Here is a 12613-nt window from a genome sequence, read left to right on the forward strand (position 1 = left end):
CGATCGTCATGCGGTACGATGTATCGAGGTAAATTCGCAGACAGTGGAGGGAAACGAGTGCGTAGTCGGCGAATCCGCCGCCGCCTTCCGGGGCGGCGGATTCGCCTCCATCGCCAGTAACTCTTTGAGCAACCGGCACAACTTCCCCGACGAAGCGGGAGATTTGTGTCATAGGCAACCGAATCGTCCCGCTTCAACGCCTTTGATTTAGCGACCTACCCTGCCGCAGTATGGCGATTCAACACAGCCACTCAATGATAATTACTCCCCCATCGGCGACGCCATCAGAGACAAACTGTTGATTAAGATCAGAGTTCCGAAGCGGTTCCGCCTTTTTTACAGATACCCAGTTACCAGCACTATGTCCTAGTGCTAATTGAATGGACGCAGCATATCGGTTGCTACGGAAAATTCCACTTTGTGAGGCTGTGGTATTGAAATTGAGAGGGATATCCTCACTCCATCCCGTTAGAACTCTTGAGCGAGCAATAACTTGATCATGAAGGATATGACCAGTTGAATTGACAGGGTGTAGTGAAATTATGTATGGAGTCTCATCGTTGATCGTGTCTGAGACCTTAGCTCTGGAGATAACGATGGTCTCTGTTTGTGGTTCATTATATGATGAATTATTGAAATTTATATAGGAATTAACTACTCGACCACTAGCGGATGAAAGAGCTAATTCGGTTACCTTAGTGGGTAAATAATCTCCAATGTCATAATCTGAAGTATCAATCGAAGAGTTAGCTATGAGATATCCAGTGACATTTCCACCAGGGTTGGACAGATCAACAGAAATAGAATCTTCGCTCATAAGAACCTCTTTACGAAGATCTTGAACACTGATTATTTCGTTATGTTCTCGTTTTGTGATGAATAGGGTTGAATTTGTGTTCCCGCTGAGATTATCAACAGTTACACCGACAGCCGTCCGGAAGTCCCGATGGAGTTGTGTTGACCCGGTCGCTTGATTGTGAATTCGGATATTACCATCTATTATTTGAAATGAGCTTGTACTCTTTTGTTCGGTAAGGTTGGTAGATGAGAAATCAGTCTTGTTAGTGACTGTGATTGGATATCTTATGTTTCTCGAAAGTTGTGCCTCATCTGTGTTAATTCCAGATATTTGGACAGAGTCAATATGTATTGAGCGACTCGATCTATTCGGCCGTATCGTAGCGGCTAGGAAAGTCGTATCTTCAGTATTTAATTGTGAGGTATTAATTACGGATCCGTTTTGGATACCATTGATTGACATTGAGACTGAAGAAGTGTCTACTCCATTTGACTCAATACTAGCTAAATCCACATACAGTCTTATTTTTTCGGGAGTGTTTGATGTATTCAAAACTAGAATTTCAACATTATTTATTTTTTGCCCAGACTGACCTATTCGGATAGATTCCGGGTCACCAGTGCTGTTTAAAGTGGGTTTATGATTATTTGCTTGAGCATCAACGATGCTCGTTCCCAGTAGTACGATAACAGAACCGATCACGAAGCAAACGACAATACCGGTCCACAGCCATCGAAGCGATCGCGTCCGGATCATAGCCAACGAACCGCGGATGCCAGAGCTGTCGCTCCCGGGGCAGCACGGCGTCAGTGGTCGCCCAGCCTCCGCAAAGCGGCTCTTGTCGCACCGCGGGATCTCTTACTCGAACCGATCGCTTATAAGTGGCTTACGAAGGTGAAAGCTTCCGCTCGAAGAAATAATCGAAAGACAGCGGCGTCGCGAGAGGGCTGCTTCGTAGAAATTCACGGGCGATGTATCCAAGGCCAGACAGAACGGGAAACGAGGACTGGGCGGTCGCCGAAGCGGGTCAGTGTTCGACCGCCTCCATCATCGCGAGCAGCTGTTCGGACTGCTCGACCTCGACCGGGTGGAGTCCCACCAGCGCGATCACGTCCTCGCTGTCCGCGTCGGCCGCCTGGTGTTGGATCGTCGTGAGGTAGAGGAGGACGGGGATGTCCTCGACCGACCCGCTCTGGCCGTTCGAGCCCTCGACGTCCGCGCTAACGGTCGTTTCGAAGACGGAGATGGTCGCCTCCTGATCGAGGATCGTCCGCGTCTCCTCGCCCCGCGCCTCGATGTCGTCCGTCTGGATGTCGGCGTTGCCGCCGCCGACGTCCTGCTGGTTGACCTGGTTGAGGAGCCGGCGGATGAGCTCGGCGCCCTCCACTCGGACGAGCGGATTGACCGACTGGCCGGCGACCGACGCGTTCGGGGTGCTCGCCACGAACAACGCCGACTGGGTCGTCGGGTTGACGTACCGGGCGACCCACGTCGTCGCCGTCACCCGCGCGTTCACGCCCGTGACGTTGAACTCGCGGTCGATGCTGAACGACTCCGGCTCCTGACCGTTGTATCCGGAGTCACTGTACGCGCTCTCCGGGACGCGCGCCGGTTCCGCGTCGAACTCGTAGCTCCCGTCCTCGCCGGCGCATCCCGCGACCGCGACCGACGCCGAGGCAGCCATCGCGGCGAGCAGTCCACGTCGTTTCATACGTACGGGTAGGTCCACACAGTTCTTTAACACTATCGGCGAGGGTATCGGCCGCGAGATCGTCGGGGTCGAAGGCACAAAGTTCACGTCGGGGCGTGCGCGACGTGAGGCAAATGGAACGCCGAGGACAAACCGGGCTGGTGGAAGCGCTCTTCTTAGACGTTGTTCGCCTCCACGAGACGTGGATGGAGGTGGTCTTTCCCCGACAGCTTGACCCGAGCGCCGTCCTAGGAAAGTGGAAGCCCGAGACGACGGTTCAGTCGGTCGGCTACTACCTCTGGGCGGTGCTCGGCGCGCCGCTCGTCGCGGTCGCGTACCCGCTGTTGCTCGTCGGGTTCGCCACGCGCTACTACGCGGCGAAGCTCGACTCGGCGGTCACCCGGATCGGCGTCGCCGGTGCGGTGCTCGTCGCCGCCGTCGTCTGGGGGACGCTGACCGTCATCACCCACCTCCAACTCCCGTTCGACGCGGTGATCGCGGTCGGCGCCGCGAGCGCGGTAGCGGTCGTCTCGGCCGCGCTCGCCGCCGGCTTCTCGAAGCTGGGCGGACGGTTCGTCAGCGTCCTGCTCGCGTACCCGTTCGCCATGACGGCGCTGTTCCTGCCGCCGGTCGTCGCCGCGCTCGTCACGCCGACGCTGGAGGAACTGATCTTGCCGCCGAGCTACGACCTCGCGCGGTGGATCCTCGACACGTTCCTCTCGGTGGGCGGCATAAACGAGATGCTTCGAGGCGCGTTCGACCTGGAGACGTTCGGCGAGCAGTGGGGGCTCCCCGGGCTGGGCTACGTGCTGATGTGGATCGGAATCTCGGTGCCGCTCGGGTGGTTCCTCGGCCTGCTCGTCGCGCTGGCGAACCTGATCCGGCCGGCCGACGACGCCTGATCGGGTCGGGGGTCGCCTGAATCGGAGCGACCGTCAGTCGGCTGAACCGGATCGGTCGTCGATCGATCAGTTCTCGGGATCGTATCCCTCGCTGGCCGCCTCGAACGACGACGCCGAGCGCTCGGTCTCCCGGCGTCGCTCGCGCTCGGCGATCGCCTCGGGGTCCGGGCTCGCGTCGTCGTCGATCCGAGCGATCGAGTTGTGGACCTTGGCGTGACACCAGCGACACAGGCCGACCGTGATCTCGTGGGAGCCGTCGCCGCCGTACGAGAGGTGGTGTTCCTCGACGAGCGGCCGGGAGTCGTCGTGGGCCAGGCGCACGTCCGCCAGCCCGCACCGGGCGCAGGTCTTCGCGTCGGTCGTCGACCGGTAGTGCGGGCACGCGCGCCACGCGCCGTCGGCGCCGACGTGGCAGTCGTAGCCGTCGGCGCGGCGGGCCGCCGCGAACTCGGGGTCGTCTCCGGACCGCGTCAGCGCGAAGCGACACCGACCGTCGTCGGTGAGGTGGTCGCAGACGCCGGCGACCGCGTAGGGGTCGTCGACGCCGACGGGAGTCCCGTCGGGGGTGCGCTCCATACCGGCAGGTAGGGGCGGACTCACTTCAATTCGGTCGCCTGAAGGCGGGAACGGAGCAGCGAGGGAGACGCGGCGGCCGGGGTGCCGACGGCTCAGACGAGGCTGGCGCCGTCGAAGTCGGTGCGGCCGTATTCCACGTCGAGGAGTCGGAGGAGGGTCGGGGCGACGTCGAGGAGGTCCGCGTCCTCGACCGTCGCGTCCGGGTGGTCGACGAACAGCGCGGCGTCGTCGAAGGCGTGCATCCCGGACCGTGGACCGTCGGGATCGAACACCTCGTCGTGCGGGCGGAACCCGGACTTGAGGTCGAACCCGTCGTTCGGGAGGACGACGAGGTCGGGCGCGATGGCGGCGTGATCGCCGCGGAACACCGTCTCGCGGTCGACGACGCGGTCGGCGACGGGATCGCCGTCGGGGCCGGTCCACGACTCCAGCGCCTCGCGCAGCTCGGCGCGCGTCTCCTCGTACTCGGACTCGGGGACGACGCCGTTCGGCTCGCGGCCCTCCACGTTGAGGTAGAAGCGACCGGGGACGAGGGAGTACGCGCGGGTGTCGTCGGTGACGTCGGCGAGCGCGTCGTGGTCGTCGCCGTCGTAGGAGAGCCACCCCTCGCGTTCGAGCCACTCGTTACAGTAGACGTCGTACCGGAGGCGGCGGAACCCGTGCGTGGAGCCGACGACGAGGGTGACGTCGTCCGGGAGCGCCTCGCGGATCGAGCCGACGTGCTCGTCGAGCGCGGCGTGGAAGGCAAGCAGCTCCTCGCGGTACGTCCCGCCGTCCTCGTAGTCGCCCCAGAGGAAGTGGTTGACGCGGTCGGGGGCGGTGAAGACGCCGACGAAGAGGTCCCAGTCGTCCCGCTCGACGTAGCGCTCGAAGGCCGCGGCGCGCGCGTCGAGGGTCTGGCGGGCGTGCTCTATGAACGCCGTCTTGTCCGGCTTGTGGCCGAGCTTCGCGTTGACCGACAGCCGATAGTCGCTGCCGGTCAGGTACTCGCGGAGCTCCTCGGGGGTGGCCGCCGCGTCGAGGTCGGGCGAGAGGTAGCCGGAGACCATCCGCTGGACGGTCCGCTGCGGCGGGAACGTGACGGGGACGTTCATCACGGTCGCGTCGAGGTCCGCCTCGGTCGCTCGGTCCCACACCCGGGGTGCCTGGACGTCGCGCCCCATCGGCACGTAGGTGTCGTAGGACCCCACCTCGCGGTCCTGAAAGCCGTACACGCCCGTCTCGCCGGGGTTTTTCCCCGTCGTCAGGCTCGGCCAGCACGCGCTCGACTCCGCCGGCACGATGCTGTCGATCCGTCCCCCACCGCCCTCGTCCGCGATCGCCGACAGCGCCGGGAACGCCTCCGGGTTGTCGGCGACGAGCCGGTACGAGAGGCCGTCGATCCCGATGAACGCCACCCGCGGCGTGTCGCTCCCTCGCAGCCGGTCGAAGAGACCCATACACACTCATCCGCGGTCGAGGGCAAAAGGATTGACATCGGACGCGCCGCGAACCGCGGTTCGACGCCCGCGAGAGGCGGGGGTCGTCGGCGCCCGAGGGGCGGCTCGTCTGTTCGCGAGGCCCGGACCGCCGACCGGCTCGGGAGGGTTTTTGTCCGTGACTCGCGGAGGGGCCGGCATGGAACACAGACGCGCGATGCTCGTCGACGCGTTCGCCGCGGAGCCGCTGGCCGGGAACGCCGCCGGCGTCGTCCCCGACGCCGAGGGGCTGAGCGACGGCCAGCTGGCCGCGGTCGCCGCCGAGCTCGGCGCCTCGGAGACCGCGTTCCTGACCGACGGCGACGGCGCGGCCGACGACCGGCTCCGCTACTTCTCGCCGACCACGGAGGTCGACCTCTGCGGCCACGCCACGATAGCGACCTACGGCGCCCTGTTCGCCGAGGGGGCGATCGACGGCGGCGAGCGTACGCTCCACACGAACGTCGGCGACCTCACCGTCTCGGTCGACGACGACGGCACCGCCTGGATGCGACAGCAGGCGCCGAGCGTCGAGGTCGTCGACGTCGACCTCGACCGGGTGGCGGCCGCGCTCGGCGTCGACCCCGCCGCGCTGCGCGACGTCGGCGCGGACCTCCCCGTCGCGGTCGCGTCGACCGGCCTGCCGTTCCTCGTCGTCCCGGTGAACTTCTTGGAGCGGCTGGGCGAGGCGGATCCGGACGACGACGCGGTCGAAGCGCTCTCGGAGGCGTTCGACGTCGCGGGCGTGTACGCGTTCTCCTTCGACGCGCTCGACGCGGACTCGACGCTCCACGGCCGGGCGTTCGTCCCGTCGCTCGGCATCCCGGAGGACCCGGTCACGGGGACCGCGAGCGGCGCGGTCGGGGGATACCTCCGCCACGTCGACGCCTTCGACGGGGACGAGCCCGACGAGCTCCGGTTCGAACAGGGGCACTTCCTCGACCGGCCCGGGCACGTCCGCGTTCGCGTGGAGGCGGACGGGGTCCGCGTCGGCGGGCGGGCGACGGTCGCGCTCGACGGGGAGATCCGGATCCCCGACGACGAGGACGACGAGATCATCGAGGCCTGATGCGCCGGAACGCGGGCGTCCGAGACAGAACGTTTAGGATCGCTCGCGACGTACGGCGGGTATGAAGTTCGACCTTCCACGCGCGGCAGCGGTCCTCGTACTGATCGTCGCGGTCGGCGCCGGCGGCCTCATCGGCGCGAACATGATGCCGCTCCGGACGACGCTGATGATGGTCGTCCCGTCGATGCTCGTCTTCGGGGCGCTCGCGTTCGCGATCGGCGTGAAACACGGCGAGTTCCGGGCCGGACACGCCTGACCCGGGGCGGGCGGCGAGCGGCGATCGACCGGTGACGACGCCTCCGAGCGACCGGGGATCACGACCCTTTTGAAACGCCGTTGCAAACCGGGAGCCGTGCTGCCCGGGTCGCCACTCCTCGAACTGCTGTTGATCGTCGGCGGCGTCGCCCTCCTGTACGCCGGCGCCGAACTGCTCGTCACCGGCGCGCGGGACCTCGCGCTCGCCGTGGGGCTGAAGGCGTCGACCGTCGGCGTCACGGTCGTGGCGTTCGCGACGACCGCCCCGGAGCTGTTCGTCTCGCTGCTCGGCGCCGTCACGGTGTCGACCGACATCGGGCTCGGCGCCATCGTCGGCTCGAACATCGCGAACATTGGTCTCGTACTGGGCGTCTCCGCGCTCATCCGCCCGCTCGACGTCTCCGACACCGTGTTCCGCCGAGACGTTCCGTTCATGGTGTTGGCAGCGCTGCTGCTCGTCGCGCTCGGCTGGGACGGCCGGATCGGCCTGGTCGACGGCTCGGTGCTGCTCGCAACGCTCGCCGCGTTCACGGCCGCGGTCCTGCGGCGCGTTCAGGCGAACCAGTCGGCGATCTCCGACAGCGAGCGCGATGGCATGCCGGACGCAGAGGTGCGCGACGCCGCGGCGGTCGTCGGAGGAATCACCGCGCTCGTCCTCGGCTCTCGGTGGCTGATCGACGGCAGCGAGTCGCTGCTGGCGGCCGCCGGGTTCTCCGACATCTTCATCGGGCTCACGGTGCTGGCGCTGGGGACGTCGCTGCCGGAGCTGGCCGCCAGCGTCGTGGCCGCGGTGCGCGGCCAGGCGGAGTTCAGCGTCGGCAACGTCGTCGGGTCGAACATCTACAACATCCTCGCGGTCATCGGGATCGTCGCGGTGGTGACGCCCGTCGGCGTCGCCCCCGGCGTCCGCGGCTTCGAGTTCCCCGCGCTGCTCGCGTTCACGGCCGGAATCGTCGCGATAATGGCGTACCGCGAGCGGATCACCCGACTCGACGGCGCCGTGCTCACCGTCGGGTACGGGGTCTTCGCGTACCTGTTACTTCCGTAGCACGGCGTGCCCGGTTCCGGTCGGGGCGTCCGCGGCGGGGCGGCTTCTGGGGTCGGAACCGACGGGTATTCGGTCGCGGGCGGCCGAGCCGATGCCGTGATAGCGATCGTCGTCAGCCGGGCCGACAGCGCCTCGGCGCACATCGGGGAGCGGCTGCTGGAGGTCGGCGACTGGACGGCGCGCGAGGACGGCTCGCGCCCCGACGCCGACGGGGGCGGGACCTACTACCGGACGGAGGGGTTCGAGCTCCGCGAGTTCGACGACCTCCACATCCGGCTGTCCGACCCGACCGCGGCCTTCGACTGCGACCCCGCGTTCCTCGCGTTCGTCTCCAGGCACTCGGGCGAGACCGGGCGACTCCTCACCGCGCACGTCACCGGGAACTTCGGCGGCGCCGAGTACGGCGGCGAGCCGGAGTCGCTGGCGCGGGCCGCGCCGGGCGCCGAGAAGCGCGTCGTGGAGGCGCTCGCCCGGCGCGCGCCCGACGGGTACGAGGTCGGCATCGAGTGTACCCACCACGGCCCGACCGACGTCGCCGTCCCGTCGCTGTTCGTCGAACTGGGGTCCGACGGACCGCAGTGGGAGGACCCGGACGCGGCCCGGGCGGTCGCGCGGGCGGTCCTCGACCTGCGGGGGACCGGCGCGGACCTGACTGCGGACGGCGACCCCGCGGCGACCGACGCGGGCGACGCCGGGAACTGGCCCCGCCACGTCGTCGGCTTCGGCGGGGGCCACTACGCGCCGCGGTTCACCCGGATCGTTCGCGAGACCGAGTGGGCCGTGGGGCACGTCGGCGCCGACTGGGCGCTCGGAGAGCTCGGCGCGCCCGACGCCAACCGCCGCGTGATCGAGGCCGCGTTCGAGCGGAGCCGCGCCGAGCGGGCCGTGATCGACGGCGACCGCCCCGCCCTCGCGGCGGTGATCGAGGACCTCGGGTACGGGGTGGTGAGCGAGACGTGGGTCCGCGAGGTCGGCGACGCGCCGCTCGCGCTCGTCGAACGGCTGGAGGCCGAGATGGGGTCCGTCGACGACGGCCTGCGGTTCGGCGCGGTCGGCGGCGACGCGCTCGACCCCGACTCGGAAGCGGTCGACGGCGATGCCGACGCGGTCGGCGACGCGGTCCGCGTCCGGGACCTCCCGGCGGACCTGCTCGCGCGGGCCCAGGGGCTCGACGCGGACGCGGCGCGCGCGACGGTCGAGCGCGTCGCCGTCGCGTTCGACACGGAGCAGGGCGGCACGCGGGCGGCCGGGCGCGTCGCGTTCGCGACGGCCCCGGAGGCGCCGGGCTACGCGGACCTGATCGAGGGGCTGGTCGACGTGCTTGAAACGGGGTACGACGCGGTCGAGGTGTCGCCGGAGGGGGGCGCGGTGGTCGCCCGGGAGACGGCGTTCGACCCGGCGCTGGCAGCCGAGCGAGGCGTCCCGGAGGGACCGGCGTTCGGGCGGTTGGCCGACGGAGAGGCTGTCGAGGTCGACGGGGAGACCGTCGGGCCGGACGAGGTGTCGCGGACGCGCGCGGACCGGTTCCCGATCGACGGCGACGCGCTCGACTGATTTATAAGAATCGTCGCGTTCGGCGGGCGCGGGCACGGCGCCCGTACTTTCGCCGGTCGACGGCGGACGCCGGTGATTTCGGCGTCCGACTCGCGTCAGACGAACGGGCAAAAATAAATACGTCCGGGTCGCAACCTCACCACATAATGGACTCCATCGTTGAGGACGCCATCGACGAAGCCGAAGAGGCCCCCGCAGACGACGCCGGGGGAGCCGGCGAGAGCGCCGCCGGGGGGAGCGCCGGCGCGCCGCCGCAGACGGGGACGATGACCGACGACGAGCTACAGGACGTCCTCCAGGACCTCCAGACGAACATCACGGTCGTCGGCTGCGGGGGGGCCGGCGGCAACACGGTCAACCGCATGACCGAGGAGGGGATCCACGGCGCGAAGCTGGTCGCCGCCAACACCGACGTCCAGCACCTCGTCAACATCGAGGCCGACACGAAGATCCTGATGGGCCAGCAGAAGACGCAGGGCCGCGGCGCCGGCTCCCTCCCGCAGGTGGGCGAGGAGGCGGCCATCGAGTCCCAAGAGGAGATCCAGGACGCCATCGACGGCTCCGACATGGTGTTCGTCACCGCCGGGCTCGGCGGCGGCACCGGGACCGGCTCGGCGCCGGTCGTCGCGAAGGCGGCCCGCGAGTCCGGGGCGCTCACCATCGCCATCGTCACGACGCCGTTCACCGCCGAGGGCGAGGTCCGCCGGACGAACGCCGAGGCCGGCCTCGAACGCCTCCGCGACGTGAGCGACACGGTCATCGTCGTCCCCAACGACCGCCTGCTCGACGCGGTCGGGAAGCTCCCCGTCCGGCAGGCGTTCAAGGTGTCCGACGAGGTGCTGATGCGCTCGGTGAAGGGGATCACGGAGCTCATCACGATGCCCGGGCTCGTCAACCTCGACTTCGCCGACGTCCGCACCGTGATGGAGAAGGGCGGCGTCGCGATGATCGGCCTCGGCGAGTCCGACTCCGACTCGAAGGCGCAGGACTCGGTGAAGTCCGCGCTGCGCTCGCCGCTCTTGGACGTGGACATCTCCGGCGCGAACTCCGCGCTCGTGAACGTCACCGGGGGCACTGACATGTCCATCGAGGAGGCCGAGGGGGTCGTCGAGGAGATCTACGACCGGATCGACCCCGACGCGCGGATCATCTGGGGGACCTCGGTCGACGACGAGCTTGAGGGCGAGATGCGGACGATGATCGTCGTCACCGGCGTCGAGTCGCCGCAGATCTACGGCAGCAACGGCGAGCCGCCGGAGGGCGGCGCGCCGAGCGACGTCGAGGACATCGACTACGTGGAGTGACGGACGCCGAGCGGGCGGGTCGGTGGCCGCGCGCCGGGACGGCGCCGTCGCCGCTTCGGGGGCGCATCAAAAGGTAAAAACCGTCTCGTCTCGAATCCGCAGGTAACATGGACGTTCCGTACGACCTCAACAGCTACATTCGGGTGCTGAAGCTGGCGAGCACGCCGAGCACCGACGAGTTCCTCCAGGTGTCGAAGATCGCCGGCGCCGGGATCCTGCTCATCGGGTTCATCGGCTTCCTGATGTTCGCGATCATGAGCCTCCTCCCGGGGGTCGGCGCGTAATGCCGATCTACTCGGTCAAGACCACGGCGAGCCAAGAGCGGACGGTCGCCGACATGATCGCCGAGAAGGAGGCGCCGGAGATCCAGGCCGTCATCGCCCCCGACCAGCTCACGAGCTACGTGATGGTCGAGGCGACCGACGGGACCGCCTTCGGGCGGATCCTCGACGAGATCCCGCACGCCCGCGGCGTCATTCAGGGCGGCGACGGCCCCGCCGAGAGCCCCTTCTCCGAGGTCGAGCACTTCCTCTCGCCGACCCCGGACGTGGAGGGGATCGGCGAGGGCGACATCGTCGAGCTGATCGCGGGCCCGTTCAAGGGAGAGAAGGCGCGCGTCCAGCGGATCGACGAGGGGAAAGACCAGGTGACCGTCGAGCTGTACGAGGCGACCGTGCCGATTCCGGTGACGGTCCGCGGCGACCAGATCCGCGTGCTCGACAGCGAGGAGCGGTAGCTCCCTCCTCGCGCCGGCGGCGCGGAAACGGGGCGACGCGGTGCGCGTGACGGCGTCGGTCTGACGGCGATCTCGCGCGCAACGACAAGGGCTTTATTCGACGACGACGGACCGGACGGATATGCTCGGCCACGGCGTGCCGGCGGTGTTGAGCGTGATCCCCGACACGTTCACGTTCGCGTGGGTCGTCGCGATCCTCTTCGCGACCTCGTGGGCGCTCGACAGCCGCGGACTCGCCGCGGGGCGCGTCCTCGCGGCCGCGACGTGGGCGCTGTTCGGGCTCTTCTGGCTGTCGACGGTGCCGTACTTCGCGTTCGAACACCAGAGCTACGTCGAGTCGATCCTCGCCCTGGTCGGCTTCCCGGCCAGCGTGTACGCGGGGTACCTCCTCTACGACGGGCGGGCATCGCTTTTCACCCTCACCCGGGCCATCGCGATAATGTTGTTCATCTACCTGCCGTTCGAGACCATTCCGGCGTTCACCGTCGCCGGGGTCGCGGTCCCGGAGCCCCGTCGGGTCCTCATCGAGGTCGTGGCGTCACAGACCGGGGCGCTCATCGACCTGCTCGGGTACGCGCCCGAGGCGGTGGCGAGCAACGAGGGGTACGACGCGGCGTACTCCTGGACGCTCGACGACGGCCACACGGTCGTCATCCACATCGTGCTGGCGTGTACGGGGCTCGGGAGCATGGCCATCTTCGGCGGGCTCGTGGCCGCCGTCGAGGCGCCGCTCACGAGGAAGCTCCGCGCGCTCGCGGTGTCTATCCCGCTCATCTACGGGCTGAACATCCTCCGGACGACGTTCATCTCGGTCGTGTCCGGCAACCAGTACATGCACTGGTACCCGGACCTCGTGATGACGATGTTCGGCGCGACCGACCCGTACCGGGTCTCCTTCCTCATCTCCGACCGGATCATGAGCCAGCTGTTGGCGGTCGTGGCGCTCATCGCGATCACCTTCCTCGCGGTGCGCGAGCTGCCCGAGCTGGCGGTCATCCTAGAGGACGTGCTCTACCTCATCACCGGCGAGGAACACGACCTGACGGAGGCGCTCGACCTCCCGCGAGAGCCGACGAACCGGTAGCCCGGCGGCCTCTCGACGGTTCCGGCGGGGCGGTCGGGTCCCGGAGAACTGCCGGGGATAAATAGAACTATATAGCAAGCTATAGACGTTGGCGACGGGTACGGGCGAGCATGACTGCGGCGACGCGCGGCGGATCCCC

13 protein-coding genes and 1 pseudogene are annotated in these 12613 nt (G+C 67.3%); 9 read left to right on the plus strand and 5 right to left on the minus strand.

Going from position 1 to position 12613, the window contains the following annotated elements:
* The 3 genes and pseudogenes from AMR74_RS17135 to AMR74_RS07785 all read right to left on the minus strand — a co-directional run.
* Nucleotides 1-172: pseudogene (locus AMR74_RS17135) on the minus strand (IS5/IS1182 family transposase); the annotation flags it as partial.
* A gap of 66 nt (nucleotides 173-238) precedes the next feature.
* On the minus strand, nucleotides 239-1501 hold the full coding sequence (locus AMR74_RS18445; RefSeq protein WP_139042983.1) for a hypothetical protein: 1263 nt from the start codon (nucleotides 1499-1501) through the stop codon (nucleotides 239-241).
* A 325-nt stretch (nucleotides 1502-1826) separates the two neighbouring features.
* The gene (locus AMR74_RS07785) at nucleotides 1827-2510 is read right to left on the minus strand and encodes a DUF6517 family protein (protein ID WP_053771510.1); all 684 of its coding nucleotides are present in this window, start codon (nucleotides 2508-2510) and stop codon (nucleotides 1827-1829) included.
* Nucleotides 2511-2650: 140 nt separating this feature from the next.
* On the opposite strand from AMR74_RS07785, the gene AMR74_RS07790 reads away from it, so the two are divergent.
* On the plus strand, nucleotides 2651-3391 hold the full coding sequence (locus AMR74_RS07790; RefSeq protein WP_053771511.1) for a hypothetical protein: 741 nt from the start codon (nucleotides 2651-2653) through the stop codon (nucleotides 3389-3391).
* Between the two features lie 66 nt (nucleotides 3392-3457).
* Here the strand turns inward: AMR74_RS07790 and AMR74_RS07795 are convergent, their stop codons facing one another.
* Together AMR74_RS07795 and AMR74_RS07800 are read right to left on the minus strand one after the other, a co-directional pair.
* On the minus strand, nucleotides 3458-3967 hold the full coding sequence (locus AMR74_RS07795; RefSeq protein WP_053771512.1) for a DUF7097 family protein: 510 nt from the start codon (nucleotides 3965-3967) through the stop codon (nucleotides 3458-3460).
* A 92-nt stretch (nucleotides 3968-4059) separates the two neighbouring features.
* Nucleotides 4060-5406 carry an alkaline phosphatase family protein gene (locus AMR74_RS07800; protein ID WP_053771513.1) on the minus strand — a complete coding sequence of 449 codons (1347 nt, stop codon included), beginning with the start codon at nucleotides 5404-5406 and terminating at the stop codon, nucleotides 4060-4062.
* Between the two features lie 178 nt (nucleotides 5407-5584).
* Between AMR74_RS07800 and AMR74_RS07805 the strand changes: the two genes are divergently transcribed.
* The 8 genes from AMR74_RS07805 to artA all read left to right on the plus strand — a co-directional run bounded on the left by AMR74_RS07805 (nucleotide 5585) and on the right by artA (nucleotide 12474).
* Nucleotides 5585-6493 carry a PhzF family phenazine biosynthesis protein gene (locus tag AMR74_RS07805; protein ID WP_053771514.1) on the plus strand — a complete coding sequence of 303 codons (909 nt, stop codon included), beginning with the start codon at nucleotides 5585-5587 and terminating at the stop codon, nucleotides 6491-6493.
* A 61-nt stretch (nucleotides 6494-6554) separates the two neighbouring features.
* Entirely contained in the window at nucleotides 6555-6749 is a 195-nt protein-coding gene (locus tag AMR74_RS07810) for a DUF7333 family protein (protein ID WP_053771515.1), read from the plus strand.
* Between the two features lie 96 nt (nucleotides 6750-6845).
* Complete coding sequence (locus AMR74_RS07815) at nucleotides 6846-7796, plus strand: calcium/sodium antiporter (RefSeq protein ID WP_053771516.1); 951 nt, start codon at nucleotides 6846-6848, stop codon at nucleotides 7794-7796.
* 96 nt (nucleotides 7797-7892) lie between these two features.
* Nucleotides 7893-9350, plus strand: a complete 1458-nt coding sequence (locus tag AMR74_RS07820; RefSeq protein WP_053771517.1) for a D-aminoacyl-tRNA deacylase — start codon at nucleotides 7893-7895, stop codon at nucleotides 9348-9350.
* Nucleotides 9351-9496: 146 nt separating this feature from the next.
* Nucleotides 9497-10654: a cell division protein FtsZ gene (gene ftsZ, locus AMR74_RS07825; protein ID WP_053771518.1), complete on the plus strand. Its 1158-nt coding sequence runs from the start codon at nucleotides 9497-9499 to the stop codon at nucleotides 10652-10654.
* Between the two features lie 107 nt (nucleotides 10655-10761).
* Nucleotides 10762-10938, plus strand: a complete 177-nt coding sequence (locus tag AMR74_RS07830) for a protein translocase SEC61 complex subunit gamma (protein WP_006628863.1) — start codon at nucleotides 10762-10764, stop codon at nucleotides 10936-10938.
* Nucleotides 10938-11390, plus strand: coding sequence for a transcription elongation factor Spt5 (locus AMR74_RS07835; protein WP_004598345.1), 453 nt, complete (start codon nucleotides 10938-10940; stop codon nucleotides 11388-11390). Before AMR74_RS07830 ends, AMR74_RS07835 begins: the two co-directional genes overlap by 1 nt.
* A gap of 121 nt (nucleotides 11391-11511) precedes the next feature.
* The gene (artA, locus tag AMR74_RS07840) at nucleotides 11512-12474 is read left to right on the plus strand and encodes an archaeosortase A (protein ID WP_053771519.1); all 963 of its coding nucleotides are present in this window, start codon (nucleotides 11512-11514) and stop codon (nucleotides 12472-12474) included.
* Nucleotides 12475-12613 lie beyond the last annotated feature (139 nt).

Source organism: Halorubrum tropicale (assembly GCF_001280455.1).
GTDB classification, from domain to species: Archaea; Halobacteriota; Halobacteria; order Halobacteriales; family Haloferacaceae; genus Halorubrum; species Halorubrum tropicale.

Excerpts from the sequence above, each read along its gene's own strand:
- AMR74_RS07830 (WP_006628863.1), top strand. The coding sequence starts at position 10,762 with ATGGACGTTCCGTACGACCTCAACAGCTACATTCGGGTGCTGAAGCTG.
- AMR74_RS07805 (WP_053771514.1), top strand. The coding sequence starts at position 5,585 with ATGGAACACAGACGCGCGATGCTCGTCGACGCGTTCGCCGCGGAGCCG.
- AMR74_RS07795 (WP_053771512.1), bottom strand. The coding sequence starts at position 3,967 with ATGGAGCGCACCCCCGACGGGACTCCCGTCGGCGTCGACGACCCCTAC.
- AMR74_RS07810 (WP_053771515.1), top strand. The coding sequence starts at position 6,555 with ATGAAGTTCGACCTTCCACGCGCGGCAGCGGTCCTCGTACTGATCGTC.
- AMR74_RS07835 (WP_004598345.1), top strand. The coding sequence starts at position 10,938 with ATGCCGATCTACTCGGTCAAGACCACGGCGAGCCAAGAGCGGACGGTC.
- AMR74_RS07785 (WP_053771510.1), bottom strand. The coding sequence starts at position 2,510 with ATGAAACGACGTGGACTGCTCGCCGCGATGGCTGCCTCGGCGTCGGTC.
- ftsZ (WP_053771518.1), top strand. The coding sequence starts at position 9,497 with ATGGACTCCATCGTTGAGGACGCCATCGACGAAGCCGAAGAGGCCCCC.
- AMR74_RS07800 (WP_053771513.1), bottom strand. The coding sequence starts at position 5,406 with ATGGGTCTCTTCGACCGGCTGCGAGGGAGCGACACGCCGCGGGTGGCG.
- artA (WP_053771519.1), top strand. The coding sequence starts at position 11,512 with ATGCTCGGCCACGGCGTGCCGGCGGTGTTGAGCGTGATCCCCGACACG.